The organism is Pusillimonas minor, assembly GCF_014237865.1.
GTDB lineage: Bacteria > Pseudomonadota > Gammaproteobacteria > Burkholderiales > Burkholderiaceae_B > Neopusillimonas > Neopusillimonas minor.
Genome location: NZ_JACJUU010000005.1, coordinates 1 through 26,304, shown reverse-complemented (window position 1 = coordinate 26,304; position 26,304 = coordinate 1). Strand labels below are relative to the sequence as shown.

Here is a 26,304-nt window from a genome sequence, read left to right as displayed (position 1 = left end):
GAGTAGGTTGTGGTGGGCCTGCGGGGCGTTATTGTTTTTATATTACAGGTCTTCGGGCGCTTAACAGAAGCGAAATGACCCGGCCTTCGGGTTATTCATAGTCCTTGCTTGCGTGCGCACGCCGGTTGCCCAATACCTTCGCTTTTGCTAATTTTTCAGGCTTTAGGCCTTGCCAGGAATTAAAACGTGTCCCAAACCAACCTTTACAGTGTTCTGCGTACCGGGTTTTCTTATGACTTGTCCCGCGTGGCCCTCGAAACGCCCCAGCGAAGCTATTCGTTTCAAGACCTGGAGGCCGGCTCGGCGCGGGTGGCAAATTACCTGACCTCGTTGCAGTTACCCCCGGGCGCCCGCGTTGCGGTTCAGGTCGAAAAATCGCCCGAAGCCTTGATGCTGTATTTGGGTACGCTACGCGCAGGCCTGGTGTATTTGCCGTTGAATACGGCGTATCGCGAAACAGAAGTGGCCTATTTCCTGGGCGACGCCGAGCCGGCGGTCGTCGTGTGCTCGGGCAAGAATTACAGTTGGGTCGCACAACTGGCCCAAAAGCAGCATGGATGCCGGGTGCTGACACTTGAAGAAGACGGCTCGGGTAGTCTGACCGACGCCATCGCCGGTTTGTCTTCCGAGTTTGAAACGGTGCAATGTTCGCCCGATACGTTGGCCGTCATTTTGTACACCTCGGGTACGACGGGGCGCAGCAAGGGGGCCATGCTGTCGCACAAAAACATGATTGCCAATGCCCAGGTGCTGAATACTTATTGGGGCTGGCAGTCTGACGACGTATTACTGCACATGCTGCCCATATTTCATGTGCATGGTTTGTTTGTGGCGGCTCATGGTGCCTTGCTGGCCGGCGCCCGTACCATCTGGTTACCCAAGTTCGATCTTGAACAGGCCTTGCATTATTTGCCGCGCTCAACCGTCATGATGGGCGTGCCCACGTTTTATGTGCGCCTGTTGGCCGATGCGCGCTTCAGTCGCGACATATGCAGGTCGATGCGGTTGTTCATCTCTGGCTCGGCACCGTTGCTGACCGACACCTTCGAGTCGTTTCAAACGCGCACGGGGCACACCATTCTCGAGCGCTACGGCATGAGTGAAACCGTCATGCTGACCTCCAATCCGTATCTGGCTGCCGAAGGTCCGCGACTGGGCGGTACCGTTGGCAAGCCCTTGCCCGGTGTATCGGTGCGTGTGGTCGATGACCAGCTGCTGCCGGTGGCGCAAGGCGATATTAGTCATATCCAGGTGCGTGGCGACAACGTGTTTTCGGGCTATTGGCGCATGCCCGAAAAAACCAAAGAAGAATTCACCCCCGACGGCTGGTTTCGGACCGGCGATATGGGGCGCTGGGACGAGCACGGCTATTTGGTGATTGTGGGGCGCAGTAAAGACCTGATTATCTCTGGTGGCTTCAATATTTACCCCAAAGAAATCGAAAGCATCATCGACGATATGCCCGGTGTGGCCGAATCGGCCGTCGTGGGTGTGCCGCATGCCGATTTTGGCGAGGCGGTTGTGGCCGTGGTTGTGCCGCGTGAGGGTGCTACCCTGGATGCCGGCCAGATTCAGGCCGCTTTGAAAGCCGGCATTGCCAACTTCAAGGTGCCTAAAAAGGTGCACGTGGTTACCGAGCTGCCTCGCAACACCATGGGTAAAGTACAAAAAAATGTTTTGCGCGAACAGTTCAAAGCGTTGTAGCCGTGCTGCGGCATGGCCCGCAGTGGCCGCTGGGCCTGATTCAGCTTTCCAGCAATCGGGTTAGCTCGGCCACGGCAGCTTGCGGGCTTTGGCGGGGGATGCACGCCATCACATAGCGGTCGGGCCGAACCAGTAGCCACACATCGTGTGCATTGGTGTGTTTTTCGAAATCGCCGTACACGTCGCGTACGGTGGTGGCAGCGCTTGGCGCGGCAGGAAACGCGTTGTAGTAGCGCGGGGCGATGCAGACCCGTTTCAGGCCCAGCTTCTCTTCAAATGGCAGCGGTGGCAGGCCTTCAAACGCAGTTTCAGGGGTTTCGGTCAGCGCAATCAATGTAAAGCCGTGGCCCAGAATGTCGTCAAGCCGGTGTGTTTTGCGATCGTGCTCGGTTTCAACCCACGGTTGCGGCAGCATGCGGCCTACGCGTGTTTTTTTAAGGTCGGCCCCATCGCGCACAAAAAAACCCTTCGAAAACCTTGGCTTGGGCTTGTAGCGCATTTGGGTAATGTATTCGTGGGCCGGCGGTATAAGTTGCAGCGCCCGAAAGCCCGCTTCGAGCAGATGCGCCTTGAACATGGTTTCGGGCATCATGACGCGCCCAAGTTTGACCGCCATTTCTATCAATTGCCAGGCATGCTCGGGGCGTTCTTGCTGGTAGCTTTCAAGCACTGCCGGCGCCATTTGGCCGTTTAGTACGGCAGCCAGCTTCCATGACAGGTTGGCGGCGTCGCGCAGGCCGCTATTAAGGCCCTGGCCGGCAAATGGCGGCGTCAGGTGGGCGGCGTCGCCCAGCAAGAAAACATTGCCCTTTTTCCAGTCGGTGGCCATACGGGCATGGAAGGTGTAAACCTGCTTACGAACAATTTCAATGCCTTCGTCGGGGCCGTGGTCGCGTAACAGTTTGCTGATGAAGTCGGGGTGGGTGACCTGTTCATCGGTCTCGCCTTCAAGCAGCATAAACTCAAACCGTCGGGTGCGGTTTGGGCCTGGCAGGTTGATGCCGGGCCTGCGCGGGTCGCAGTAAACCCGGGTTTCGCGAAAGTTATCGCGTGTGCCTTTCAGGTCGATAATCAGCCACTTCTTTTCGTAAGTGTAGCCCTGCATGCCAACGTTGATCATATGGCGCAGCGGGCTACGGCCGCCGTCGCATGCTGCCACATAACGACTGGTATGCATATAGGTGCTGCCGTCGCTTCGTTTAACTTCAAGCGTCACGTGGTTGTCGTTTTGGGTAAGGCCCACCACCTCTTGCTCGAATCGGACTTCGGCGCGGGCAAACCGTTTTAGCCCATCGGCCAGTAAGGCCTCGAGTTCGGGCTGGGCGAATGCGCTGCGGCGGGGGTGCCCGTATTCGGCCGATGTGGGCGATACACGCGCAAATGGGCGACGACCCGGGCCCAAGTAAACCGACCCGTAATCCATTGCGCATTTCGCCTTTAGTGGGTCGGCCAGGCCGGCAATTTGCAGGGCGCGCAGCGACTCGTCGTCGATAGACACCGCGCGGGGCGCCTGAACTGTGGTGGCGTTCTTTTCGATGACCACTACGGGGATGTTGTAAGCGCTGAGCAGGTTGGCCAGCATCAGGCCAACAGGGCCGGCGCCAACAATCGTAACGGGAGTCATGGTTTCTGTGGTCATAGCGTGTGGCCAGGTAAAAATCAGTTTGGCAGGGCCAGGCGTTCGGAGATAAGAGCTGCAGCAGCGACAATACTCATGGTCAGGCGGTCTTCCCGGGCGCTATCGGTGGTGGTGTCAAATACAACAATGCTCAGGCTGTGCCTGACTTGCCCGTCGGGGCTGAAAATCGGGGCGGCTATCCCCACGCGACCGGGGTCAACCTCGCCATGCGAAACGCAGTAACCTTTTTTCCGGATGTCGCGCAATCCGGCGCTGAAAGATTTCCAGTCATAGCCCATGCCGGACTCGGCAATAGCGACACTGTTACTTTCGAATTCGCGCTTTTGCTGGCGCCATGGCAAATGAGCCAAAATTACTTTTGAGGTTGCGCCACGATAAAAAGGCATGGGTCGCCCGCGCTCGTAGCTGGTGCCGGCGCTGGCTTTGCCAATGTTTTCGTGGTGGATGCACATGACGTTTTTACGGTAAACCTGACAGATGATCAGGTCGGTGCCGTCGTCGAGCGCCCGCGTCAGGCCAGCGAGCACCGGGCCGGCCACTTTGGCCAGCGGGTCGGTAATGCGGATAGTGCGGTCGAACGCAATGAAAGCCGGGCCCAGGCAATAGCCTTGGCCCGGCACTTCATCCAGATACTCGAACTTGAGCAGGCTTTGAAAGTACCGGTAGGCGCTGCTAAGAGAAATCTGCAATGCGCCGGCCACTTCCTCTACTGTCCATAGCGGCTTTTCTTCGGTAAAAAGTCGAGGTATGGACAGCAGTCGATCGACCGAGCTTTGGCGTTCTGATGGCATGTGTTGTGCTGCAGCGTTAGGCCAGGTCTTGCGCGATGGGGTTGCGCAGCAGGCCTACTTTGGTGATTTCGATTTCGCAGATGTCGCCCGGTTTCATGTAAACCTGGGGATCGCGCTTGAAGCCGACGCCGCCGGGTGTGCCCGTGGCAATGACGTCGCCCGGTTCTAGCGGTGTAAACGACGACACATATTCAATAATCTGGCCAATCGAAAAAATCATGTCCGAAATCTTGGCTTGCTGCATGACTTCACCGTTCAGGCGGGTGGTCAGTGTTTGCGCTTCGATGTCGTCGATGTCGTCGGCAGTAACCATGTAAGGGCCGAAGGCGCCTGTACCCACAAAGTTTTTGCCAGGGGTGAACTGGTGCGAGTGGCGCTGCCAGTCGCGAATGGAGCCGTCGTTGTAGCACGCGTATCCGGCGACGTGATTAAAGGCGTTTTCGGCCTTGATGTACCGGCCGGGGCGGCCAATGATCAGGGCCAGTTCACCTTCGTAGTCAAGTGCGGTAGACACGCGGGGAATCAGAATCGGGTCACCCGCGGCGATCTGGCTGGCGGCAAAGCGAGTAAAAATTGAAGGGTGTTGTTCAACCGGACGCCCGGTTTCTTTACGATGGGTTTCGTAGTTCAAACCTACGCATATGATTTTGTCGGGGTTGGGAATGACCGGCAACAACTTGATTTCGTGAATGGAAAGCACTGGGGCAATGGCCAGTGCGGCCTTGGCTTCGGCAAGGCCATTGCCGCCCAGCAGGGCGCGTAGGTCGGGATAGCGATGGCCCATAATGGCGCCAAGGTTGGCGACGTGAGTCTCGTCGATTTGGGCGCCGTAGCCCGATTGGCCGTTGCGGCCGACAAAAGATAACAGACGCATATGGTTTCCTTGAGTTAATGATGAAAGCGTGGGGTTAGCTACGCAGGTAAGCCTTGCCCCAACTGTTCAGGGTTTTTTCCCGGTGCTGCCAGCTTCCGGTGGGGCGCGATGCATCACAGAGTTCGAGTTCGGCGGAAATTTCAAGCCAATTGGTGTCCGGGTCACGAATCATGAAAAACAGGTTGTTGCCCGGGCCGTGCCGGCCGGGGCCCCAGTCCAGCAAAATGTCTTGTTCTGACAGCAGGTCGGCCCAGTCCCGGATCAGATTCCATTCGCCCGCTTCGTAGCAATGGTGGTCGAAGCTGCATTGCGGCGCGACAAAAATAGCCAAAATGTGGTGTTCGGTACCCGCGCGCAAAAATGAAGACCGAAGACTGCCGTCGTCGGCGTAAACATTGTCGCTGACGGTCATGCCCAGCACGCCGGTGTAAAAGTCGAGCATGGGCTGGATATGTGTGGTGCCGAACGCGTGGTGTTGCAACCGTGCAGGCAGGCCCTTGCGGGTTGTGCGGTCGGCGGGGTCGTGACCCAGCACCAGCAGGTTGCCGTCGGGGTCGCGTACTGCAAAAGCGGTGTCATCAAAAAAGGGCGACGGGGATGCCGCAATATCAAGGCCGGCTGCAACCACATTATTGCGCGTCGCCTCCAGGGCTTCGGGGCTGGGCAAATTCCAGGCAAAGTAGCGCAATGCCTTGGCCGTGCCGGAGCAGAACACCATACGTCTTTCGCGTCCCTCGCATGCGTAGCTGTCGTCGGCCTGGGGTAACACCTGCATTTGCATGGCCTGGCCGTAAAAGGCCGCCAGCGCCTGTGGGTTGGCCGACTCAATACATAAGTGGTCGAGATGAGCGGTAAATGCAGACATAAGGGCTCCGGCAAATAGAGGCGGACAGCAATGGCTAATGTGGGTGGACAGCAGCGGTTAACAGGTGGGCAGCAGCGACTAATAGGTCAGACAGTATCGATTAACGAGGTAAATAGCCGCAGCATAAAATACTCTTTATTGCTGATCGGTAAAACCGCATTCTTATTATTTCATAATTATCAAATAATGGGAATTGGGAAATAAAAAACCATCCTGACAAGGTCGGGATGGTTAAAAGATTACTGCGATGTAGCTCTGATAGATCGTGGTCTTTATGCGGGGCTTACTGCCAGCCTTCGACCTCGGCAACTCTTTCAAGTGCGTTTTCAAGCAGGGCGCGGGCGTGCCCGGCAGTACGTTGAAGGTCGCGGTGCAAACCGGCATCTTCGGGGCTGCGGGTTACGCATTCGGCACTGTAGGCTTCAAAGCTGTTCAAGCTGAGTATCAGCTCTACCAAATGGCGTGGGCATTCACAGTAAGGGTTGTTGGCAGAAGCCAGAAAGGCTGACAGTTGTTCGTCGTTAAAACGTTGGCGCGGTGGTGTTTCGTTGTTAACGGGCAGGCGCGTTGCGATGTCGGGGTTTACCGGGCTTTGCAGCAAGGTCTGACACAGCGTGGCGATTTCTCGAGGGTCGGAACTGGCGCGAGCTACCTTGAATCCCGATTGGCGCAGGCGACGGATGACTTTTCCGGGTGCAAACCGGTAAAGCACAATGGCCTGGCGCGCATCGCACGACTTCTGGATATTCGTGATCAATGTGGATGTTGCCTCGGTCAGTGTGGGCAGTTCGACAATCACGGCATCGACGTGAGCGTCTTCAAAAATATCGGCGGCTTGTTGCGGCATCATGCTGTGGCACACCACCTCCAGGGGGCCGCTTTTTAACGCGTCAATCACTGTCGGGCTGGCCATAAACGTGCCGGCTACCCCTACCTTGAAGCTGCGGCTGGGCGGTTCGGACGGGGTACGCATGTCTTGCAGGGTGGTCGTGGGTAACCGGGCCACCGAGCCAATCGGATAGCCCGCATCGACCAGTTGCTTGATCAGCGTCAAGCGCTGAATGTCATCGCTGGAGTACAACCGTTGCCCACGTTCACTCATCCGGGGCCCGACGACGCTGTAGCGACGCTCCCAGACGCGCAAGGTTTCAACAGGTACGCCTGTCAGCCGGGCGGCGGTGCCGCTGCGGTACCCGGATGGCGCGGCTTGTGAGGTAAGTGTATGTGTAGTCATGACCAGGAACTGACCCTTAGGTTGGTTGATTTCCGAGTCATCATATTAATCCATTCTGTCTTAGACAAGCCCGATCTGTTATGTTTCGGGTCAATAGGGCATTAATTTTTGTCTTGACCCGGCTGTTTTTCCCTATGAGGCTATGCCGATTCATGCTTGACCCGGTATTTGACTTGGAGTTGTCCAGGTGAGACAAAGTTCATTTTAAACTTTGTTTGTCCTAGACATTAGTGAAACAATAATAATGTCAACGTTGCGCACGATGATGTTGAAGACCGGGCGCAGCGTGGTCGGGTCTTTGCCACTTCTCTCTCTTTCAAAAGCTCAAACTTATGGCATCCTCTTCTGATTTATTGGCAACGCAGTATCGTCAGGCTGACCGCATCATGCTGCCCGTTCTGTGGTTGTTATTCGTGATGGCGCTAGGGCTTGCCCCGTGGTACGACACCTGGGGGATGGCGGTTGGGGTTGGCTTGCCGTTAGCTGCCCTGCCGACGGCCTTTATTTTCCTTATGCCGGGCTCACGCCTGACGCGCGTGGTGGTTGCTGCGGCCGTCATGATGTTCTGCGCGTTGCATATTCAGCAGTCGCTGGGTGTTACCGAGCTTCACTTCGGCATTTTTGTGCTGCTGGCCATTTTGCTTTGCTACCGCGACTGGCTGGTCATTGTTGTGGCTGCTGCGGTTATTGCGGTTCATCACTTAAGCTTCAATTATTTTCAAGAGTTGGGCTTTGGCGCAATTTGCTTCACCGAACCCGGTCTTGGCCGTGTCTTTGCGCACGCTGCGTATGTGGTGGCCGAGTCCGTCGCCTTGTGCATTATTGCGGTGTGGTTGCGTCGCGATGCTTTGCAGGCCGCCGAGTTGCGTCACATGGTCAACCGTTTGGCTCAGGGTGGCCAAGGTATCGATCTGACGCTGCCTGCCGAAACGCCACAAAGTCCGGCGGCAGGGGCGCTTCGGGCGGCGTTGTCTTCAGTGGCTGGTGCTGTCGGTCAGGTACGTACCGGCGCGGTATCCATTCATGGCGCTGTCGATGCCATTGCAGCCGGAAATCGCGATGTACAAGCCGGTGCGCATTTGCAGGCCCAGGCCGTTGAGCAAGCGGTAGCAACCATTCAGTCCATTGGTGACACCGTCAAACACGATCGTCAGCAGGCCCTGGAGGCCGAGAAGAAGGTTGATCATGTCATGGCGCTTGCCGAACAAGGCAGCGATGCCATGCAGGCCTCTGTCAAAACCATGCAGGGTATCAGTCAGACATCGGCCAAAATTGCCGACATCACCTCAGTCATCGACAGCATTGCTTTCCAGACCAATATTCTGGCCCTGAACGCTGCCGTCGAGGCCGCGCGGGCTGGCCCGGAAGGCAGGGGGTTTGCGGTGGTGGCTGGCGAGGTGCGCAGCCTGGCGCAGCGTAGCGCAGATGCTGCCCGCGAAATCCGCGGCTTGATCGATGCGTCGGTCAATCAGGTATCTGAAGGCACGACGCGCATCGAGCGCACCGGCGACGTCATGAATGACCTGTCTGAAGGCATTGTCAATGTCGCAAAAACCTTCAAAGAAATTATGGACGCGAACGAAGCCCAGGGGCAGCGTATTCTTGAGGTGGGCCAGGCAATTGGCCAGATCAACAACATCGTTCACGAGAACATGGCGTTGGTGGGCAAAACAGATACATCGGTCCAGCGTCTGGCGCACGAGTCAGATACCTTGGCCGAGGTGATGGCTCTTTTTACAGTAGATGCGCATGACGGTCGGTATGGAGGCTCCAGCGAGCATGATACCCAACCCGCCGCTTTAGCAGGCGGGGGTAACCGATTGGCGTTACAGTAAGGCCATTGTCTTACTTGTAGTGTTAAGCCTTATGTTCAAACCGTCGTCTGCGTCGCCGTCATTATCGCCCCTCGAAGCGGGCGATCCCGATGCACATCTGACTGAAACCGTCCTTCAAAGTACCGCTGTTTACGAGGGCAGTTTTTTGAAGGCCCGTCGTGACGTGGTCAGGTTGCCTAACGGCAATACCGCCAGCCGCGAATACATTATTCATCCCGGTGCGGTGGTGATTATTCCTTTATTGGATGATGAACAGGTGTTGCTCGAACGCCAGTATCGTTATCCGGTGGGCAAAGTCATGACCGAGTTCCCCGCCGGCAAGCTCGACCCTCACGAGACTCCGTTGGCATGCGCGCAACGCGAGCTGCTTGAAGAAACGGGGTATACCGCCGAGCAATGGGCCTACGCCGGCACGCTTGACCTGGCTATTGCCTACTCAACCGAGGTCATTCATATCTTTTTTGCCAAAGATTTACGCCCCGGGCAGGCGCAGCTAGATCACGACGAATTCCTCGACGTTATAACCGCGCGGGTCGATGATGTGATTGCCGCGTGTGGCGCCGGCGGCATCACCGACGCAAAAACGCTTACGTGCATGTTGTGGCTGCAAAACGTGCGTAACGGGGCCTGGACGCTCGATTGGCAGCCTGCTTAATTACTGGTGGCGGCTTGTACGCCCCGCCATGCTGCTGAATACGCCGTCGCGTCGTACCAGTTTGTGGTGCAGGGCGGCGGCAATGTGCGCAACGACCAGGGCAATAAACAGCCAGGCGACGATGCCATGAATTTCTCGCAGCAGCCCATATGTTTTCAGGCTTTGGGGCGCCAAGGCCGGTAAGACGGTGCCCCAGGGCAACACCACGGGGTTACCTGCAGCGCTTTGCATGGCCCAGCCCGACAGCGGCATGGCCAGCATGGCGCCGTACAACAAAACATGGGCGCCTTTGGCACCGGCCTTTTGCAGGGCAGACAAATCTTCCGGCAATGCTGGTGTCGGCAGGCGTAAACGCAAAACCAAACGAAGCACGACCAGCACCAGGGCGGTTAACCCAAGCATTTTATGTATCTGCAGCGCCGTGTTTTGTCACGGGGCCAGGCTGTCGACCATCGACACGCCTAAAAACAGCAGCGACAAAATAATGACGGCCATGGCCCAATGCATCAGGCGCATGGCCAACGGGTAAACAAGAGGCGTATTCATTTAATTCGATTCCAGCAAGGTTTCGCGAGCGCGGCGCCGGTACGATTCGGCATAAGCTGCGCTACGGGCGCGCAAGATCGGGTCGCCGGAAGGCGCAATGCCATGGGGCAATACCAGCGGGTCGAAGTTGATGGCATTGCAGGCGCCCGCAGACTGGCTTTCGGCACCGGTGATGTTGATGGTGCCGGCTGTTATTTGTTGCCGCTCACCGGGCCACGGAATGGCTCCGTTATCAATCACGTCGGTATCGCCGGCAAATGTAAATACCAGGTCATATTGCACCGGGCCGTTTTGCAGCCTTTGTATCAGCTCTTCTTGCAGTGCATTCGGGTTGTCACGGTCAAGCGTTGCTTCTGTAACGGTCTGGCGCGGCACCGCGGCCCAGCGCACTGCTTGCCGTTTACCGTTGCGGTCGACCAGGTAAAAGGCGTTAATGCCGTGAAATTGCTCTGATGTAAAGCTGGCAGTAGGTGTGTACGTTTTTTGCCAGGCCAGGCCAGGCCAGGAACGCAGCGCTTTCGGGGTGCGCCTGAAAGAAAGCCATGATCTTGTTGCGATCGGGTCGGCCGGTGGCCGGGTCAGGCTGTAAAGACTGCAACTGCTCAAAAAAGTCTTCGGGGTTACCTACCGCAAGCACTGGCGGGGTGTTCATTGCGGTACGCCATTGTTCGCCGTTAGCCTGTTCAAGACTTAGTGCCAGGCTGCGCACGGGCGAGGCCAGGTCGGGGGCCGTGGGGTTGCTGCCGCCAATCGAGTAGCGTCCGGTAAATGGCGTACTGCCTGGTTCAAACAGCTGGGCTGCCGAATATGCGGCCAAGTTCCCATTCGAGACGAATTCGCCCGAAATGCACAGGCCCTTGGCATGAGCGCGACGAAAGCCCGCGTGCGGCTGTGCGCCTTGCTGCAAGTTGACGAAGTCTGGTGCGCTTAGCGCTTCACGTCCGAAAATACCGCCGGCCCAGGCAAAGGCCAATGCTAGTCCGGCGGTGATCAAACCGACGGCCAGCGCGCCTTTAATATGAGAGTTCATAGTGAGAAAGAGAGGTTCGCTTTGTGATGGTATTCAGTGCAATGAGCCTGCGTGGCGCAGATTCAAGTCATCTGTGTTTATCCAGAATTTTGATTAGAACCATGGACACCTGACAGGTTGCTGATCTCCCTGTTTCTGCGGTGATAAAACCGGGTCATAAGCAGAATGCCTAAGCCGTGCCGAGAATTGCACGCCATATAGGGAGTTGTAAGAATTGCAAACCGGCGCTTATGCCGGTATTGTAAGGAACCCGTATTTCAGTGCACTGAATCGCGGTTTATAACGAATCGAACACGACGGAGACTACTCGTATGGTTAATTTCAACCTGAACGGCGCGCCCGTGTCGGCAGATGTAGCAGACGACACGCCCCTTTTATGGGTTCTGCGCGAGCAATTTGAGCTCACTGGCACAAAGTTTGGCTGTGGTATGGCGCAATGCGGCGCCTGTACAGTACACATCGATGGCGAACCTACCCGGTCCTGTGTCATGCCGGTCGCGGCGGTCAAGGGCAAAAACATCACAACCATCGAAGGCTTCATGCAAACCGACGCCGGCAAGGCGCTTGAAAAAGCCTGGGTCGACGAGCAGGTCGCCCAGTGCGGCTATTGTCAGTCGGGCCAGATCATGTCGGCCGCCGGCGTGCTGAAAAAGGCCAAAGGGCCGTTGTCTCGCGAAGAGGTCCTGACCGAAATGTCGGGCAACCTTTGCCGTTGCGGCACTTATAACCAGGTGGCGGCCGCAGTCATCAACGCCCAGAAAGCTTTGTCATAAGGGGGAGCGACATGACTATTCAATCTATCTCGCGTCGTTCATTCCTGGTGGGCAGCGGTTCGGCCGCTGTAGGTATTATGCTTGGGGGTGGTAGCCTTGGCGCGCTTGCGCAGGCGGCCCAAGACGCCAGCAAGTCTGGCGGGTTCAGCCCGGTCGTCTGGGTCAGTATTGCCCCCGACAACAGCACCCTTATTTATTCGCCCGCCTCCGAAATGGGGCAGGGCACCATGACATCCATCCCGGCCATTCTGGCCGAAGACATGGAGCTTGACTGGTCAACTGTACGCGTCGAAAAGTCGCCCAGCGTCGCCAAACTGTTCGGTAACCCCAAGTTCGGGGGCGCCATGCTCACCGGCTCGTCGCGTACCGTGGTGGGCTACTACGACGTCATGCGTTTGGCCGGTCTGCAAGCCAAGCTGGCGCTGGTTAACGTCGCCGCGCAGGCATGGGGTGTACCGGCCGATCAAATCGTCGCCGAGAAAAGCGTGCTTAAGCATGCGGCCAGCAACCGCCAAATGACATACGGCGAAGCCGCTGCTCAGGTCAAAGGAGACGTCGAAGCGCCGAAGGTCGACAAGGCCATGCTTAAGCCGATGTCCCAATTCAAAATCATCGGTACCGATGTGCCCCGTGTCGATCTGCCGGCCAAATCCAACGGTACCGCGCAATACGGTATCGACTTCCGTTTGCCCGATATGGTTTGGGCGTCGGTGTTGTACACGCCGGTTCAGGGCGAGAAGCCCGAAACCGTCGACGACAAGGCCGCGTTGGCGGTTAAAGGTGTCAAGCAAGTGGTCAAGCTGCCTTACGGCGTTGCCGTAGTGGCCGACTCGTTTGCTACCGCCCGTAAAGCGCGCGATCTGCTCAAGGTGACCTGGTCCAATACATCGCCTGCCCGCAAGTACGACAGCGCAACAGCCCTTAAAGAGTTCGTCGCCCGCGCCGAAAAGGTTGGCGAGGCCGGCGATGTATGGCACAAAGAGGGTGACGCAGCGGCGATGCTGAAAGGCGCAGTACGTACTTTTACCGCTACTTACACGACCGATCACGTGGCCCAGTGCACCATGGAACCCATGAACTGTACGGCGCGTGTCGACGGCGAAAAAATCGAGTTCTGGGTGCCCGCGCAAGCTGCTAGTATCGTTACGGGTACAGCGGCTGCAGTCGGCAAATTCAAACCCGAAAACATCACCGTCAATGTCACCCTGTTGGGTGGCGGGTATGGTCGTCGTGTCGAAGCCGACTACGCTGTCGATGCTTTGCTGGTGGCCAAGGCCATGCCGGGTGTGCCGGTGCATGTCATCTGGACACGTGAAGACGATTTCCAGCGTTCACGCGGCCGCCCGCTGACGGCACAGCACCTGGTTGCCGGGCTCGACGCCCAAGGCAAAATTGTGGGCTGGCATCATCGCGTGGTGTCCGAAGGCATTTACGCACGTTTCAATCCAAAGGGGTATCAATCGGCAGGCAACAAAGACGCGCCAGTCATGGAGGCGGCCGACACCATCTACGAGATCCCGGGTCAGCTGGTCGAGCATAGCCTCGAAAAGCGCGGCATCGATGTTTCGTTCTGGCGTGCTGTGGGTGCTGGCTACACCAAGTTCGCTATCGAGTCCTTAATCGATGAAATCGCCGAGGGCACCAAAAGAGATCCGCTCGAACTGCGTCTTGAACTTCTGCAGAACAAGCCTCGTGCTCAGGCCGTTTTAAAAGAAGTGGCCGCCATGGCTGGCTGGGGCAAGCCCCGTGCCGAAGGGCGTGCGTTGGGTCTGGCGTTTTCCGATGCCTGGACAACCAACGTTGCCATGATCGCCGAAGTGTCCATGAAAGATGGTCGTCCTCATATTCACCAGCTTTGGGCGGCTGTCGATTGCGGGCATGCCATCTCGCCACGCAATATCCGTAGCCAGGTCGAAGGCGCCGCTGTTTTCGGTATTTCGGCCATGATGGACGAGCGTCTGGTGTACAAGGGGGGGCAGGTACAAGAAACCAACTTTGACAAGTACCCGCTGTTGCGCGCCAACCAGGTGCCACCCATCGAGGTCAAGGTCATGCCCACCGACAACCCGCCGGGTGGTATGGGTGAAGTGGGCTTGCCCCCCGTGGCCCCTGCGGTGGCCGCAGCGGTGTTCAAGCTAACCGGCAAACGCGTTCGCGAACTGCCGTTTCCCAAAACTATCTAATCAACCTTTGCGTTCAGCTTGATCTCTTAGCGCGTTCAAGCAGTTTATACGGCCCCGAAAGGGGCCGTTTTTTACTGCGGTAATTGACTGCTTACGACAGCGGTTGACGTGATCCGCCAATGGTCGGGGCTTCGGCCTATTGCATCAAGTACACCAACCCCATGGTTATAGAGGGGAATAGCACCAGGATGACCAGGCGCAGGATGTCGACGCCGATGAACGGAATCAGGCCTTTGAAAATAGCGGGAAAGGACACATTGGGCAAGGTGGCCTTGATGACGAAGACGTTCATGCCGATGGGCGGCGTGATCAGGGCGATTTCGGTGGCCACAACAACCAAAATGCCAAACCAGACCAGGTCGAACCCGTTGGCCAGCACAATGGGTACAAACAGCGGCACGCAGATAAGAATGATGGCCAAAGAGTCGAGCACGCAGCCCAACAGCAAGAACACCAGCAAAATTGCAAAAATTAGCCCGTAAGACGACAGCCCGGCCGATTGCACCCAGCCCAGCAGCCCTTCGCCCAGGCCCGAGAAAGAAATGAGTTTGGCAAACAGCATGGCGCCGAACAGCACGCAATACAGCATGACCGAAATAAACGCCGATTCGAGAAAAATTTCCCGAAACCCGTCTTTGCTGATGCGCTTTTGAAAAAGTGCAATAAGCAGCGCAAAGCCGGCGCCCATGCCGGCCGCTTCGGTTGCTGTAAATATCTTTGCGTAAATGCCGCCGATAATCAGCAAAAACAATAAACAGAACGGCCATACGCCTTTGAGTGACGCCAGCTTTTCGTGGATGTCGGTTTTTGAGCCGCGTGGCGCACTGTGTGGTTTAAGCAGGGCGACAACATAGATGGCCGCCATATAAAGCGCCAGCCCCAGCAAGCCAGGTATGACACCAGCAATAAACAGATGGCCGATATTGGTTTGCGTCAGAATGCCGTAAATCATCAAAATGATTGAGGGCGGAATAAGAATGCCCAGCGTGCCGCCGGCCGCAATCGACGCGGCGGCCAAGCCGTCGGAGTATCCGTATTTTTTCATGCTGGGGTAGGCCACTTTGGCCATGGTGGCTGCAGTGGCCAGACTGGACCCGCACACGGCGCTAAACCCCGCGCATGTCACCATGGTTGACAAGGCCAGCCCGCCTTTAACATGGCCAAACCAGGCGTTGGCGGCCCGAAACAGGTCGGCCGATATACCCGAGCGGGACAGAATATTGCCCATGAGGATAAACAGCGGCACCACTGCCAGCTCGTACGAAAATACGGCTTCTGATATGGTCATCGATGTCATGGTCAAGGCGGTATCAAAACCCATGTCGATACCAATGGCCACAATGGATACCGTCAGCAATGAAAACGCCAGGGGTACCCGCAAAAATGTCAGCAGCAACACTGCGACCAGCGCAGAGAATCCCACAATCATTATGTGTTTTCCTTCGTGACGATGTTATTTGAGTGGGGTGGAGGCAACAGCGCAGCAATGGCGCTAATAAAGCAGCTCGCGCTGATAAGGCCGTAAAAGTAACTGCGCGGGATAAGCAGTTCCTGGCTGATTTCGCGAATCAGGTGGGCATCTAGTGCAGCCAGCACAAACTGGTAGCCAATAAGCAGCAATACGGCCGAGACCAGCACGGCAATGACGCCGCGCCACCAGCGCATGGCGTCGGTCATCAGGTAACGGTCGAACAAGTCGACAACCAGATGGCCACGAGCCACGGTTAACAGCGGCAGGCCGGTAAAGACAATCAGCGCCATCAGGTGCTCGGTCAGGTCGTGGGCGCCGTAAATGGGCGCGCTGAAAAAGCGCCGGCCAATGACGTCGGCAAAAGTCAGCCCTACCATGGCCAGTAGCGCAGTGATCAGTAGCGTCTCGATAGCTTTGCGCAGTTTTTGAAAAAGCATGGGCATGAAGCGTCTCTTCAAAGGGGGGAGCCCTGTACGGCGCACCTACCCCAGGGGCAGATGCGCGCAGGGCGATTGAAGCGCGTGTGCATGAGTACACGCGCGAGCCGGCTCAGTTTGCCTTCAGCGCTTTATACCGCTCGCGGTAGAACTTGACCATCTCTTCCGGGTTTTCAACACCGTACTCCGCCTTGTCGGCGACCCAGTCGGCATAAATGCCATCGCTGACTTGTTTGATCTTGGCCATGAGCTCGGGTGACGGCGTGTTGAATTTATGACCGTTCTCTTTCAGGGTAACCAGCGCTGCCCGGGTTTGATCGTCGTAGACCTTGCCCCATAGCCGCGAAAAGTGTTCGCCCGAAACCGTCATGATCGCCTTGCGGTCGGCTTCTGACAGCTTATTCCATTTGCTTTCATTGATGGCCAGGAAGAACGTTGCATCGTAGAACCCTTCGGGCACCAGCGTGTGGTGCTTGAGCAAATCGGCCGCGCGGAAGTTGATGACCGACTCAATCGGGTTTAACGAACCGTCGACCACACCGCTTTGCAGCAGGTCGTATACCTGCGGCCCAGGGGCAGCAATGGGGATTGCGCCCATTTCTTCCAGCAGACGTTTCTGGATGGGCCCACCCATACGGATTTTCTGGTTGTTCAGGTCTTCGGGCGAAACGATATCTTTTTTACCGTGATGGATGGCGCCGCCGCCAAACAAGCCGACCCCCAGCAACTTGACGCCCTGGAACGTAGGCTTGTCGCTCAGGAATTTCTCGTAGGTGTCCCACAGCGCAACGGACTGCGCCTCACCGTTGTCGCCGTTCAGGGGAAATTCGGCAAACCACAGGGCTTTGAAACGGTCGGGCTCGTAGGTGAAGTTACCCCAGGTGACGTCGGCCACTCCTTTGCGTGCCAGCTCCCAGTGTTGCGGGGGGCTGCCGACAGGCTTGGGCAGCATGCGAACTTTTACTCGCCCTTCAGTGGCTTTCTCGACGTTGGCTGCCCAGACCTGAAGGACATCGGTGGTCAGGAAGTGGGTGGGCGGTACCCAGTTGGACAAGGTAAGCGTTGTGGCATTGACGCCGACGGCGCAGGTGGCTAAGGCCGTGGCGGCCAGCAATTTAAGCGCGTTAAAGGTTTGTCTCATTTTCATTTTTTGGTTTTCCTTTGGGTGGGTCAGCCCCGGGTGGCCGGGGGTTGGGTAAAGAACATGCGGGTCAGGTTCAGCCAGAAGGCACCGCCGTAGGGTAGGCATTCGTCGTTGAAGTCGTAGTGCGGGTTGTGCACGCTGCAGGGGCCCAAGCGTTGGCCCTCGGCGTGACCGTTATCGCCGTTACCGATAATCAGATAGCACCCCGGGACTTCTTGCAGCATGTAGGCAAAGTCTTCGCTGTTGGCCAGGGGCAGGGCCTCGGCGTTGACGTTATCGGCGCCAAAGGTTTCGCGTGCCGCTTGTTCCACAAGGCGCGACTGCGCGTCGTCGTTGACCAATACGGGGTAGCCAAAAACGTAGTCAAGCGTGGCCGTGCAACCATACGCTTGCGCCTGGTGTTTGGCCAGTTCAGAAATGCGCGAACACAGTGTTTCGCGAGTTTCGGGGTGTAGTGCACGTACGCTCAACTCGAGCTCGGCTTCGTTCGGAATAATGTTGTAACTTGTGCCGGCCGTCACGCGCCCGACACTGATCACGCCCGAGTCGAAGGGGCTAAGGTTGCGCCCCACAATGCTTTGCAAGCCCAGCAATGTCGCGGCCATGGGCACGGTTGGGTCCAGCGCCAAGTCGGGCATCGCCCCGTGCCCGCTTTTGCCATGAAACTTGATGGTGACTTTGTCTGACGAACACATAAAGGCGCCGGGCCGGAAAAAGCACTGGCCGACCGGGGTACCGGGTAAATTGTGCAGGGCAAATATGGCGTCGCATGGAAACCGTTTGAACAAACCGTCTTCTATCATGCGTTGTGCGCCGCCCCCGCCCCCCACTTCTTCGGCGGGTTGGAAAATAATGTGCAGCGTGCCGTTGCCCAGTTCGGTGCCGGCCGCGTTTATTTTGGCTAGCGCCTGGGCAGCGCCCAGCATAATGGCTGTATGGCCGTCGTGGCCGCAGGCGTGCATTTTCCCGTTAATGGTGCTTTGCCAGGGCAGGCCGGTGGCTTCGTGAATAGGCAGGGCGTCCATTTCGGCGCGTAAACCCAGTCGCGGCCCCCGGCCGTTGCCGATCACCAGCGTCCCGACGACGCCGGTGTCGGCCAACCCCGTGTGTACGTCGTAACCCCAATCGGTCAGGCACTGTGCCACCAGGGCGCTGGTGCGCTGTTCTTCAAAGCCAAGCTCCGGGTGTTGGTGTATGGCGTGACGCCAGGTCTTCATGGCGTGCAGGTCCAGCATCGTCGATGCCATTTGTCTCCTCCGGGTAATTTTTATTTCACTTTTTTCTATTCTTGAGTGTTTTGGTGATAATTTAAAGACGTTAATTTCGTATACATGACCACTTTTTGATGTCACCCCATGAAACATCAACATATCAAAGCGTTTGTGCAGGTTGCCGATAGCGGCTCGATTCGTGCGGCAGCCCGCGCCTTACACATCAGCCAGAGCGCGCTGACGCGTTCGATGAAAGAGCTTGAAGAAGACGTGGGCGCCGAGTTGCTGAACCGTAGCTATCGCGGCGTGACATTTACCGATGCCGGCAAGGCGCTGCTGGCCCGGGCGCGCCATATTCTGGCCACAATGGACCGCGCACGCGATGAGGTCAGGCAAATTAGCGGCGGGGCAGGTGCAAAGATCGCCATTGGGATTACGCCCGTGGTAGCCACGACGGTGTTTCCCGATATTTACCGGCGTTTCGCCCACGCGTTTCCCGATGCCCAGCTGACGCTTAAAGAAGGGTTTATGACCGAAATTGTGCCCGGCTTACTGGAAGGCCAGCTGGATTTCGGCGTGGCCATTTCAACGCGCGATACCTTACCCACCGAGCTTTCATTCAAACCGCTGACCCAAACCCGTTTGCTGATTTCAGGGCGTGCCGGCCACCCGCTGGCCAACGCGACTGATTGGCAGGCGTTGTCGAAGGCGCGCTGGATTCTGAATATGACCAATGGCAGCACCGGGCATCATTTATTGCATTGGCTGGCCGAGGCCGGTTTGCCGCGGCCAATCCATGTCGTGCACTGCACGTCACCGACGCTGATGATGGAAATGCTGCGCAGAACGGATCTGGTGGGCATCGGGCCAGATCGGCTCATGGTCGACCCGTTATCCAGTTGCGGCGTTGTGCCGTTCGGCGTGCAGCCGCATCCCCCAGATGCCACATTGGGGTTGTTCAGCGTGCGGGGTGTACCGTTTACGCCCGCAGCAGACCGGCTGCGTATCTGGCTGGAGCGCGCTATTTTGGCGGCCGATCAGCACACCACCTGATTCCGCCCTTGCTTCTTGGCCTGATACAACGCGGCGTCTGCGCGCGAATACGCGTGTTCAAACGGTGTGCCGGGCGTGCTCCAGCTGATGCCAAAGCTTGCCGTGACCGGGTGCTGCGGCAAACAGTCAAATGCGTGGTTGGCCACATTGGCCCGTATGCGTTCTGCAATGTGCGCTGCGGCTTGCAAGGCGGTGTCTGGCAACAGGATGGTAAATTCTTCGCCGCCCACACGGCCAATATGCCCTGTGTCGCCCAGCACAGCGCTCAGCCGTTCGACCAGCTCCCGAATGACGGCATCCCCTGCGGGGTGACCGTAGGTATCGTTGATGCGCTTGAAGAAATCAATATCCAGCATAATCAGCGACAGCGGCGCCTGGGTCAGGTAACGCCGGGCCAGCTCAAAAACGGCGCCACGGTTCAGGCTGCCCGTCAAGGTGTCGTGGCGGGCCTTGTAGTCCAGTTCGGCGCTTAGCTGCTGCAGCTTTGTGTTGGCGGTGTTAAGTTCGGCTTCGGTACGGTCACCATGCCGGATCAACCGATGGGTTTCTCGCATCAGCCTGCGATAGTGCGTCGCCAGATCTTCCAGTGCCTCGCGTAATTGCAAGCTGCCCGATTCGGCAGCCAGTGCCGCGTTGGCCCTTGCCAGTGCGGCCATTTCGGCCTCAAACAATGCCTTGTCCACAGTCAGCCTTGCAATGCGTGGTCTCGAAAGGTCAGGCTGTCAAAGTCTTCGCATAACTCCTGGCCAAACTCATAAATAGTGTCGTCGTCTTCATCGTGGTACCAGTTCAGCAGCACGGGTGTGCCGCCCGCCGCCATTTCATTTAGCGCGTCAAACAGCGAAAACAGCATTTTGGTGCTCGAGCTATTGAAATAGGTCAGTGCCACGTCAACGATGACCGGGTCGTGGCTGTCGTCCTCGTCGATGAAGGTCTTGATGGCGGCAATCAGTTCGCCCCAGAACAGGGCGGCGTTCTCGGGGTACGCCTCGCCTTTGATGTACAAAATGCGCTCGTCAAACCGAAAGTCAATCTCCGGCGTACTGGCCGTGGCGGCAATGAAAATATTGTTCATGGTCTTTACAGATAAAGGCAGCAAGGTAAAAGGGGCAGGGCTTGCACGCGTCAGATCGTTGCTTTCAGGCAGAAAAACTTGTTCTGGCTGCCCGCAATGGGGACGAAATCAAACTCAAGAGGCTCGCTTGCGTCGCGGGCGACGGTCAGCAGCCCAAGACCGGCGCCTTTGCTGTCTTCAGACGTCTCGGCGCGCAGGCTTTCTTTGTACGCGCGTTTAATATCGTCAATGGTCAGGCTGCGCAGGTGGGCCAATTTGCTTTGCAGTTGCTCGGCCACGTCGACGTTGACCGGGTTTGCGCAATGCAGGTAGTAGCGCCCCGCTTCAGTCGAAATACAGATCGATCCGTGTCTGATCTCATTGTTGAAGTTGTCGCCGTTGTGCGTGTTGTAGGCATCTACCGAATAATGGATGATGTTTTGCGTCATCTCGATGAACGACGAGAACAACTTGCGTCGTGTGGTGTTGGCGGCGCCAACATGTTCGGTGCGCAGTTTTACCGCGTCGGCTACCGCTGCAATAATGGTCTGCGAAAAGTAGCCTTCGTAGTAGAAGATGATCTCGCGTGCTTCGGCGCACTGACAAAACAGGCGCCAGTGCAGGCTGTGATTTTTTGTGGTGGGTAAAACCTGGGCACTCGTCATGGTTAATCTTCTGGAAATCGAAAGCCGAAAAAGGTGAGGTCGTCGCGGCGAAGCTGGGTGCCCTGATACGTGCGCAGCTCATGCATCAGCGTGTCCGAAAGTGTCATCAGGTCTTGCGTGCGGTGTTTTTGCAGGGCGTGTCGCAGGCGCCGCTTGCCAAAGGCAATGTGTTTTGGTCCGCCAATCTGGTCAATCAGGCCGTCGGTGCAGGCAAATAAAAGGGTGCCCGGCTGCAGCAGCGTGGTGTGGTTTGTCCAGCGGGCGTCGGCCGGTGTGTCGGGGTAGCCCAGGCCGCGACGTTCGCCGTCAACCGTAACAACGTCGCTCTGGTCGGCAGCCAATACAAACAACGGCATTTTGGCGTGCGCACTGGTCAGGGACTTAAGTCCGGCGTCAAACCACATAAAGACAGCGTCCATACCGTCATTCGACGCCGTCTCGGTGGCGCCTGGCGCATGTTGGCCCAGCGCTTGTTTCATGCCCCGGCTCACTTCCGACATCAAGAATGCGGGGTCTTGCGGGCCGTGCTGGTCCAGTGCGTGTCGCAGCGACGAGGACGCAATTAACGTCAGGAATGCACCCGGAACGCCGTGGCCGGTGCAGTCGGCCAGCGCGGCGAACCAGCCGCCGGCAAAAGTTTCAAAGTGGTAAAAATCGCCGCCCACAATGTCGCGAGGCTCCCAGACAATCGCGACATCTTGCAGCGTGGCTTGCATGGCATTTAGCGATTCGCCCAACATGGCGCGCTGAATGGTGCTGGCGTAGTCAATGCTTTGCATGACTTGCCGGTTTTTTTCGATTTGAAGCTCGACCAGTGCATGCATCAGGTCAAGGCCAATGCCTATACCAGCAAACCTGTTGCCTTCTATAAACATGAACCCGTCGGCCAGCGTCTTGTCGCCGGAGGCGACCGCTTTAGCCGCAAGCGTTTCTATGGGCGTGTCAATGTCCACGATTAGGGGTGACTTGTCCATGAACGCAATGCAGCTTTTCTTTTCGTATAGCTCGCGGTAGTAGGGCTTGGACATCTGCGACATGAAGATGTTGCGGCTGATCAGGCCAATCGGCTGGTCATGTTCAAGCACAGGCAAGCTGACCAGGTCGCGATGTTCGCCCAGGATGTGCAGGACATCGGCGTTGGTCATGTCAGAGGTGATGGTTGGGACGTCGATGGCAAGCCGCCGGGCGGTCGCGCGATGGTTCGCTAGAGGTACCGCCGAGGGGGTGCTGAATTTGGATGTCACTGTCGCCGTCTCTGTACGCATGCATTACGTAAACAACGTAGCGTCGAATTTGTGTTGACTCGACGCTACTGCGTGAATGATAGACGCGGCATATGACGGCGGCGTGACAAGGTTAAGAACAGTGTCCGCGCCGCCGCATGAGAGGGACTTTTGAGTTGTCTGATGCCGCTCAGGGCACCGTGACTTTTTGTGATAACTATTAAGGCAAAACTGTCTTATTTGACGACGGCTTCAAGCGCGATGTCGAGCGTGACTTCGTCACCCACGGCAGGTGCATACTTGCCTGCACCAAAGTCGCTGCGTTTGATGACTGTCGTTGCGTTTGCACCAACGGCTTCTTTCTTCAGCATGGGGTGTGGGCCATTAAAGAACGACGTGACCGTTAATGTGACAGGCTTGGTGATGCCCTTGATGGTCAGGTCGCCTTCGATGCTGGCGGGCTTGTCGCCTTCGAAGACCACTTTGGTTGACTTGAACGTAGCCGTTGGAAACTTCGCGGTGTCAAGAAAGTCTGCACCCTGGATGTGGCCGTCGAATGCTTCGAAACCGGTATCGATGGTGGTGGTGTCAATGGTGACGTCGACCTTGGCGTCTTTGGCTGCCTTGTCGAGCACAACCGTGCCGGTTGTTTTGTTAAAGCGCAAAATTTGCTTTGACATACCCATGTGGTTGTAAGAAAACCGCGGGAATGTATGGCTGGAGTCAATGACGTAAGTTTGCGGTGCGGCCAGGGCCTGACCGGCAAAGAAGGTGGCAAACGCGGCGGCAATCAGAGTTTTTTTCATGGAGATTCCTTGGGTAGGTGCAGGTTGATGGATAACGTTGGAGACGCTGTGCGTATTAACTTATAAAAAGGTTGCGAGGCGGTGACAATCGGCAAAGCGGCTATGGGGTGGTCACGATATGGAATTTGACCTGGATGTCGTTGGCAACAATGCTGAAATCAGCCCACTCGCCTTCGCCGATTTTGAAGTCGCCCCGCTTGAACGTAAATTGGCCTTCAAACTCGCCTTTGCCGTCTTTTTCGGTAAAGGTGACAGGTACGACGATGTCCTGGGTGTGACCTTTAATTGATAAGGTACCGGCCACTTCAAACTGGTTATTGCCCAGGGCCTTGACCGAACTTGATGTAAAGGTCGCCAACGGGTGGGTCGCCAAGTTCAGCCATTCGGCCTTTTTCAGTTCTGTGTTGGCTTCGGCATAGCCGGCATCAACACTGGCCAGCTTGATGTCAAGAGTGACTTTGGCCGACTCGGGTTTGGCAGGGTCGAACTGCAGCTCTTTGGCCGAAATTTCGCCAAAGCTGCCATCCATCTTGACGTTCATCTGGCTGTAGCCAAACGTGATGTGGCTGGCCGCCGGATCAAGGGTTGTGTAGGTGGCGGCCGCCGCGGGGGCGACTGCGCCAAAGCTCAGTGCAAATGCCAGCGCAAGGGCGGGTAGGGTCGTCAGTTTCATCTTGGTTCCTCTGGTACAGGTTTGTTTTCGTGTTCGTTTCAGGCAAAGAAATTTTCGCCTGGTGGCCTTGGCTGTTTATGGCCCGAATACGTTTCAGGCGTTGACGCGAAGCCTTGGCAACATGCGCTGCAGCAGCCCGTCTTTTTTAACGTACTGGTGGTACAGCGCGGCAACAACGTGGCCAACGACCGCAGCCAGCAAGGTGTAGTTCAGCACGACATGAACAGTTTGAAGCACATCGCCCAATGCTTTGTCTTTAGGCACCAGATCAGGCAGCGCTACCATGCCAAACCACACCACCGGGAACCCTTGCGCAGAGCTCATTAACCAGCCGCTAAGCGGGATGAGCAGCATAAGCACGTACAACAGAAGGTGCCCGGCGTGGGCGGCCAGTTTGGCCAATGGGCCGGTCGAGGCCGGGAGTTCGGGAGGTTGGTGCGACAGGCGCCACGCTACCCGAACAATGATGACAGCGAACAGGGTGATACCTGCCCATTTATGCCACGAATACAGTTTGAGCTTGTTAGGTGACAGCGGCAGGCCTTCCATATAAAAGCCTAGCGCAAACGTACCCACCAGGCCCAGGGCGACAAGCCAGTGCAAGAAAATTGCGGTGCGGGAGTAGCGTTGCGTCATCTCGGTTCCAGAAAGTGAGTTGGTCTGATGCCGGGGCAGAAAGGTTCCCTCAGGTTTCAGGATCTTTATTTTATTGGAAACAAAAATGGACAAAAATAGGGGTAAATGGTTTTAATATTCCCAAAAACGGGACAATAGATTGAGCCGATGACCATGAACCTGTACGCAAACGACCTGATCTTGTTCGCACATATCGTCGATGCCGGCAGTTTTACGCGCGCGTCCGACCTGACGGGCTTGCCAAAATCAACCTTGTCGCGACGGCTGGCCGAACTGGAAAACGTGTTTGGTGAGCGTCTGATGCAACGTAGTACCCGGCGTCTGGTATTGACCGAGTTTGGCGAACGCATGCTTGAATATGCGCGTCGACTGGTCGATGATACCGAAGCGGCAACCGCGCTTGCCTTGCATCGGCAGGTGACACCACAGGGCATTTTGCGTGTCTCTTTTCCTCCCGAATATCACGAGCTGTCGCTAGTGCAAATACTGTCAACGTTTTCGCGCCGTCATCCCGATGTCCGGTTGGATATCGACTTGTCGTCACGCCGTGTTGATTTGGTCGCCGAGCGCTTCGACGTCGCGGTGCGTGTCGCTGCCCAGTTACCCGACGACAACGCGCTAGTCGCGCGGCGCATTATTACGTTGCATAACGGCTTGTACGCCTCGCCGGCGTATCTGGCCCGGCACGGCACACCCCAAAATCCGCCGCAACTGCAGTCGCATACGGGGCTTGTTCTGGTTACCAGCGCCGGAGACCAGCAAATATGGCGTTTAAGCCGCAGCAACACCGAACACTGGGAAGGCTTGCCTTTGCACATGTTGTCAGCCAACTCGGTGGGCCTGCAGCAGGCATTGGCTGTTCAGGGTCTGGGTATCGTGGGCTTGTCCGAAAGCTTCGCCCGTCCGCACGTCGAGCGCGGCGAATTGTTGCGGGTACTGCCGCAATGGCATTTGCCGCAAATGAATGTCTGGTGCGTAACCCCCGGCCGTAAACTGCTGCCCCAGCGAACCCTTGCCTTTATAGACACGCTTAAAGAAGTGTTGGGGTAGGGGCAGGTGTGTTGGGTCTTTGTGCCGCGCAGCCAGGGCATACAATGGTGGCCTAGACCTGCAACTCAAAGGGTTTGGCGGGAAAGTACTGCAATTACAGGGTGTGAAGATGGTTTCATTGCAAGAACAGTTTTTGAAGGCCGGCCTGGTTGACCAGAAAAAGGTTAAGAAAGTCCACCAGGACAAAAGCCAGCAGAAGAAGGTCGCGCGTCGTACCGGCGAGCCGCTTGTCGACGAAGCCCGGCAGGCGGCGCTTGACGAGCAGCAAAAACAGCGCGACGCCGTGCGTGAGCTCAATGCAAAACGCGATGCAGAAGCCAGGGCAAGGGCCATTCAGGCGCAGATTGTGCAGATGGTGCAACAAAGCCGCCAGGGTAGGGGTGGCGGTGACATCGCCTACAACTTTACGTTCGGAACAAAGATCGAGCGTATCCATGTGTCCGCTACGGTGCGGTCGCAGTTGGCAGCAGGCCAACTGGTGATTATTCGGCTGGGCGATGCCACTGAACTGGTGCCCAAGGTTGTGGCCGATAAAATTGCCGAGCGCGACCCGTCTGTTGTCGTTCGCGTGAAAAAGCCAGAGACCAGAATCGACGAGGATGACCCCTATGCCGATTACAAAATTCGGCTCTTCATCATTAAAGGGGGACAGCGACATTCATTAGACTTGTTTTTGCGAAGAAACACGTTTAATGGAGGTAATGTCGATGTCTCCAATCGATTCTATCCTAGGGATTCCGGGTTTAGTTATT

The 26,304-nt window shown here is 56.8% G+C and carries 26 protein-coding genes and 1 pseudogene; 8 read left to right on the top strand and 19 right to left on the bottom strand.

Annotated elements, in window-relative coordinates; translation table 11 throughout:
* The first annotated feature begins 186 nt into the window (after window positions 1-186).
* A complete protein-coding gene (locus GTU67_RS08135; protein ID WP_185779596.1) occupies window positions 187-1,704 on the top strand; it encodes an AMP-binding protein in 1,518 nt (505 codons plus the stop codon).
* A gap of 40 nt (window positions 1,705-1,744) precedes the next feature.
* Here the strand turns inward: GTU67_RS08135 and GTU67_RS08130 are convergent, their stop codons facing one another.
* The 5 genes from GTU67_RS08130 to GTU67_RS08110 form a co-directional block, all read right to left on the bottom strand.
* Complete coding sequence (locus tag GTU67_RS08130; protein WP_185779595.1) at window positions 1,745-3,343, bottom strand: bifunctional 3-(3-hydroxy-phenyl)propionate/3-hydroxycinnamic acid hydroxylase; 1,599 nt, start codon at window positions 3,341-3,343, stop codon at window positions 1,745-1,747.
* 20 nt (window positions 3,344-3,363) lie between these two features.
* Window positions 3,364-4,134, bottom strand: coding sequence for an IclR family transcriptional regulator (locus GTU67_RS08125; RefSeq protein WP_185779594.1), 771 nt, complete (start codon window positions 4,132-4,134; stop codon window positions 3,364-3,366).
* Between the two features lie 16 nt (window positions 4,135-4,150).
* Complete coding sequence (locus GTU67_RS08120; protein WP_185779593.1) at window positions 4,151-5,008, bottom strand: fumarylacetoacetate hydrolase family protein; 858 nt, start codon at window positions 5,006-5,008, stop codon at window positions 4,151-4,153.
* Between the two features lie 34 nt (window positions 5,009-5,042).
* Window positions 5,043-5,873 carry a VOC family protein gene (locus GTU67_RS08115; protein WP_185779592.1) on the bottom strand — a complete coding sequence of 277 codons (831 nt, stop codon included), beginning with the start codon at window positions 5,871-5,873 and terminating at the stop codon, window positions 5,043-5,045.
* A gap of 283 nt (window positions 5,874-6,156) precedes the next feature.
* Window positions 6,157-7,107 (bottom strand): MerR family transcriptional regulator, encoded by a 951-nt coding sequence (locus tag GTU67_RS08110; protein ID WP_185779591.1) that lies wholly within the window; start codon window positions 7,105-7,107, stop codon window positions 6,157-6,159.
* A 332-nt stretch (window positions 7,108-7,439) separates the two neighbouring features.
* Between GTU67_RS08110 and GTU67_RS08105 the strand changes: the two genes are divergently transcribed.
* Window positions 7,440-8,942, top strand: a complete 1,503-nt coding sequence (locus GTU67_RS08105; protein WP_185779590.1) for a methyl-accepting chemotaxis protein — start codon at window positions 7,440-7,442, stop codon at window positions 8,940-8,942.
* A 31-nt stretch (window positions 8,943-8,973) separates the two neighbouring features.
* Complete coding sequence (locus GTU67_RS08100) at window positions 8,974-9,597, top strand: NUDIX domain-containing protein (RefSeq protein WP_185779589.1); 624 nt, start codon at window positions 8,974-8,976, stop codon at window positions 9,595-9,597.
* On the opposite strand, the gene GTU67_RS08095 is transcribed toward GTU67_RS08100, so the two are convergent.
* The 3 genes from GTU67_RS08095 to GTU67_RS15505 all read right to left on the bottom strand — a co-directional run bounded on the left by GTU67_RS08095 (window position 9,598) and on the right by GTU67_RS15505 (window position 11,173).
* The gene (locus GTU67_RS08095) at window positions 9,598-10,008 is read right to left on the bottom strand and encodes a cytochrome b (RefSeq protein ID WP_346727008.1); all 411 of its coding nucleotides are present in this window, start codon (window positions 10,006-10,008) and stop codon (window positions 9,598-9,600) included. It lies immediately after the preceding gene.
* A 135-nt stretch (window positions 10,009-10,143) separates the two neighbouring features.
* The gene (locus GTU67_RS15510; protein ID WP_221893336.1) at window positions 10,144-10,533 is read right to left on the bottom strand and encodes a catalase family protein; all 390 of its coding nucleotides are present in this window, start codon (window positions 10,531-10,533) and stop codon (window positions 10,144-10,146) included.
* Window positions 10,534-10,573: 40 nt separating this feature from the next.
* Window positions 10,574-11,173, bottom strand: coding sequence for a catalase (locus GTU67_RS15505; protein ID WP_221893322.1), 600 nt, complete (start codon window positions 11,171-11,173; stop codon window positions 10,574-10,576).
* Between the two features lie 311 nt (window positions 11,174-11,484).
* Between GTU67_RS15505 and GTU67_RS08085 the strand changes: the two genes are divergently transcribed.
* Together GTU67_RS08085 and GTU67_RS08080 are read left to right on the top strand one after the other, a co-directional pair.
* A complete protein-coding gene (locus GTU67_RS08085) occupies window positions 11,485-11,946 on the top strand; it encodes a (2Fe-2S)-binding protein (protein ID WP_185779588.1) in 462 nt (153 codons plus the stop codon).
* A gap of 11 nt (window positions 11,947-11,957) precedes the next feature.
* Window positions 11,958-14,129: a xanthine dehydrogenase family protein molybdopterin-binding subunit gene (locus GTU67_RS08080; RefSeq protein ID WP_185779587.1), complete on the top strand. Its 2,172-nt coding sequence runs from the start codon at window positions 11,958-11,960 to the stop codon at window positions 14,127-14,129.
* Window positions 14,130-14,265: 136 nt separating this feature from the next.
* Here the strand turns inward: GTU67_RS08080 and GTU67_RS08075 are convergent, their stop codons facing one another.
* The 4 genes from GTU67_RS08075 to GTU67_RS08060 all read right to left on the bottom strand — a co-directional run bounded on the left by GTU67_RS08075 (window position 14,266) and on the right by GTU67_RS08060 (window position 18,428).
* On the bottom strand, window positions 14,266-15,558 hold the full coding sequence (locus GTU67_RS08075; RefSeq protein ID WP_185779586.1) for a TRAP transporter large permease: 1,293 nt from the start codon (window positions 15,556-15,558) through the stop codon (window positions 14,266-14,268).
* On the bottom strand, window positions 15,558-16,043 hold the full coding sequence (locus GTU67_RS08070) for a TRAP transporter small permease (RefSeq protein ID WP_185779585.1): 486 nt from the start codon (window positions 16,041-16,043) through the stop codon (window positions 15,558-15,560). Before GTU67_RS08070 ends, GTU67_RS08075 begins: the two co-directional genes overlap by 1 nt.
* 106 nt (window positions 16,044-16,149) lie before the next feature.
* Window positions 16,150-17,184: a TRAP transporter substrate-binding protein gene (locus tag GTU67_RS08065; protein WP_185779584.1), complete on the bottom strand. Its 1,035-nt coding sequence runs from the start codon at window positions 17,182-17,184 to the stop codon at window positions 16,150-16,152.
* A gap of 23 nt (window positions 17,185-17,207) precedes the next feature.
* Window positions 17,208-18,428, bottom strand: coding sequence for a M20 aminoacylase family protein (locus tag GTU67_RS08060; RefSeq protein WP_249417637.1), 1,221 nt, complete (start codon window positions 18,426-18,428; stop codon window positions 17,208-17,210).
* Between the two features lie 108 nt (window positions 18,429-18,536).
* Here GTU67_RS08060 and GTU67_RS08055 point away from each other — a divergent pair, with 108 nt between their 5' ends.
* Entirely contained in the window at window positions 18,537-19,445 is a 909-nt protein-coding gene (locus GTU67_RS08055; protein WP_185779583.1) for a LysR family transcriptional regulator, read from the top strand.
* Here the strand turns inward: GTU67_RS08055 and GTU67_RS08050 are convergent.
* The 7 genes from GTU67_RS08050 to GTU67_RS08020 form a co-directional block, all read right to left on the bottom strand.
* Complete coding sequence (locus GTU67_RS08050) at window positions 19,430-20,101, bottom strand: GGDEF domain-containing protein (protein WP_185779721.1); 672 nt, start codon at window positions 20,099-20,101, stop codon at window positions 19,430-19,432. The two genes, GTU67_RS08055 and GTU67_RS08050, sit on opposite strands and share 16 nt — an antisense overlap.
* Before the next feature lie 29 nt (window positions 20,102-20,130).
* Complete coding sequence (locus GTU67_RS08045) at window positions 20,131-20,520, bottom strand: DUF1987 domain-containing protein (RefSeq protein WP_185779582.1); 390 nt, start codon at window positions 20,518-20,520, stop codon at window positions 20,131-20,133.
* A gap of 50 nt (window positions 20,521-20,570) precedes the next feature.
* Window positions 20,571-21,164, bottom strand: coding sequence for a SiaB family protein kinase (locus GTU67_RS08040; protein WP_221893321.1), 594 nt, complete (start codon window positions 21,162-21,164; stop codon window positions 20,571-20,573).
* A 2-nt stretch (window positions 21,165-21,166) separates the two neighbouring features.
* On the bottom strand, window positions 21,167-22,408 hold the full coding sequence (locus tag GTU67_RS08035; protein ID WP_346727004.1) for a SpoIIE family protein phosphatase: 1,242 nt from the start codon (window positions 22,406-22,408) through the stop codon (window positions 21,167-21,169).
* 215 nt (window positions 22,409-22,623) lie between these two features.
* Window positions 22,624-23,193, bottom strand: a complete 570-nt coding sequence (locus GTU67_RS08030) for a YceI family protein (protein WP_185779580.1) — start codon at window positions 23,191-23,193, stop codon at window positions 22,624-22,626.
* 100 nt (window positions 23,194-23,293) lie between these two features.
* A complete protein-coding gene (locus GTU67_RS08025; RefSeq protein ID WP_185779579.1) occupies window positions 23,294-23,866 on the bottom strand; it encodes a YceI family protein in 573 nt (190 codons plus the stop codon).
* 93 nt (window positions 23,867-23,959) lie between these two features.
* Window positions 23,960-24,502, bottom strand: coding sequence for a cytochrome b (locus GTU67_RS08020; RefSeq protein WP_185779578.1), 543 nt, complete (start codon window positions 24,500-24,502; stop codon window positions 23,960-23,962).
* 153 nt (window positions 24,503-24,655) lie between these two features.
* Here GTU67_RS08020 and GTU67_RS08015 point away from each other — a divergent pair, with 153 nt between their 5' ends.
* The gene (locus GTU67_RS08015; RefSeq protein ID WP_249417636.1) at window positions 24,656-25,552 is read left to right on the top strand and encodes a LysR family transcriptional regulator; all 897 of its coding nucleotides are present in this window, start codon (window positions 24,656-24,658) and stop codon (window positions 25,550-25,552) included.
* Window positions 25,553-25,661: 109 nt separating this feature from the next.
* Window positions 25,662-26,177 (top strand): annotated as a pseudogene (locus GTU67_RS08010) (DUF2058 domain-containing protein); the annotation flags it as partial.
* Between the last annotated feature and the right edge of the window lie 127 nt (window positions 26,178-26,304).

Coding starts and splice junctions, on each gene's coding strand:
- GTU67_RS08130 (WP_185779595.1), bottom strand. CDS start 3,343: ATGACCACAGAAACCATGACTCCCGTTACGATTGTTGGCGCCGGCCCT.
- GTU67_RS08125 (WP_185779594.1), bottom strand. CDS start 4,134: ATGCCATCAGAACGCCAAAGCTCGGTCGATCGACTGCTGTCCATACCT.
- GTU67_RS08120 (WP_185779593.1), bottom strand. CDS start 5,008: ATGCGTCTGTTATCTTTTGTCGGCCGCAACGGCCAATCGGGCTACGGC.
- GTU67_RS08115 (WP_185779592.1), bottom strand. CDS start 5,873: ATGTCTGCATTTACCGCTCATCTCGACCACTTATGTATTGAGTCGGCC.
- GTU67_RS08110 (WP_185779591.1), bottom strand. CDS start 7,107: ATGACTACACATACACTTACCTCACAAGCCGCGCCATCCGGGTACCGC.
- GTU67_RS08105 (WP_185779590.1), top strand. CDS start 7,440: ATGGCATCCTCTTCTGATTTATTGGCAACGCAGTATCGTCAGGCTGAC.
- GTU67_RS08100 (WP_185779589.1), top strand. CDS start 8,974: ATGTTCAAACCGTCGTCTGCGTCGCCGTCATTATCGCCCCTCGAAGCG.
- GTU67_RS15505 (WP_221893322.1), bottom strand. CDS start 11,173: ATGAACTCTCATATTAAAGGCGCGCTGGCCGTCGGTTTGATCACCGCC.
- GTU67_RS08085 (WP_185779588.1), top strand. CDS start 11,485: ATGGTTAATTTCAACCTGAACGGCGCGCCCGTGTCGGCAGATGTAGCA.
- GTU67_RS08080 (WP_185779587.1), top strand. CDS start 11,958: ATGACTATTCAATCTATCTCGCGTCGTTCATTCCTGGTGGGCAGCGGT.
- GTU67_RS08075 (WP_185779586.1), bottom strand. CDS start 15,558: ATGATTGTGGGATTCTCTGCGCTGGTCGCAGTGTTGCTGCTGACATTT.
- GTU67_RS08070 (WP_185779585.1), bottom strand. CDS start 16,043: ATGCCCATGCTTTTTCAAAAACTGCGCAAAGCTATCGAGACGCTACTG.
- GTU67_RS08065 (WP_185779584.1), bottom strand. CDS start 17,184: ATGAAAATGAGACAAACCTTTAACGCGCTTAAATTGCTGGCCGCCACG.
- GTU67_RS08060 (WP_249417637.1), bottom strand. CDS start 18,428: ATGGCATCGACGATGCTGGACCTGCACGCCATGAAGACCTGGCGTCAC.
- GTU67_RS08055 (WP_185779583.1), top strand. CDS start 18,537: ATGAAACATCAACATATCAAAGCGTTTGTGCAGGTTGCCGATAGCGGC.
- GTU67_RS08050 (WP_185779721.1), bottom strand. CDS start 20,101: ATGGCCGCACTGGCAAGGGCCAACGCGGCACTGGCTGCCGAATCGGGC.
- GTU67_RS08045 (WP_185779582.1), bottom strand. CDS start 20,520: ATGAACAATATTTTCATTGCCGCCACGGCCAGTACGCCGGAGATTGAC.
- GTU67_RS08040 (WP_221893321.1), bottom strand. CDS start 21,164: ATGACGAGTGCCCAGGTTTTACCCACCACAAAAAATCACAGCCTGCAC.
- GTU67_RS08030 (WP_185779580.1), bottom strand. CDS start 23,193: ATGAAAAAAACTCTGATTGCCGCCGCGTTTGCCACCTTCTTTGCCGGT.
- GTU67_RS08025 (WP_185779579.1), bottom strand. CDS start 23,866: ATGAAACTGACGACCCTACCCGCCCTTGCGCTGGCATTTGCACTGAGC.
- GTU67_RS08020 (WP_185779578.1), bottom strand. CDS start 24,502: ATGACGCAACGCTACTCCCGCACCGCAATTTTCTTGCACTGGCTTGTC.
- GTU67_RS08015 (WP_249417636.1), top strand. CDS start 24,656: ATGAACCTGTACGCAAACGACCTGATCTTGTTCGCACATATCGTCGAT.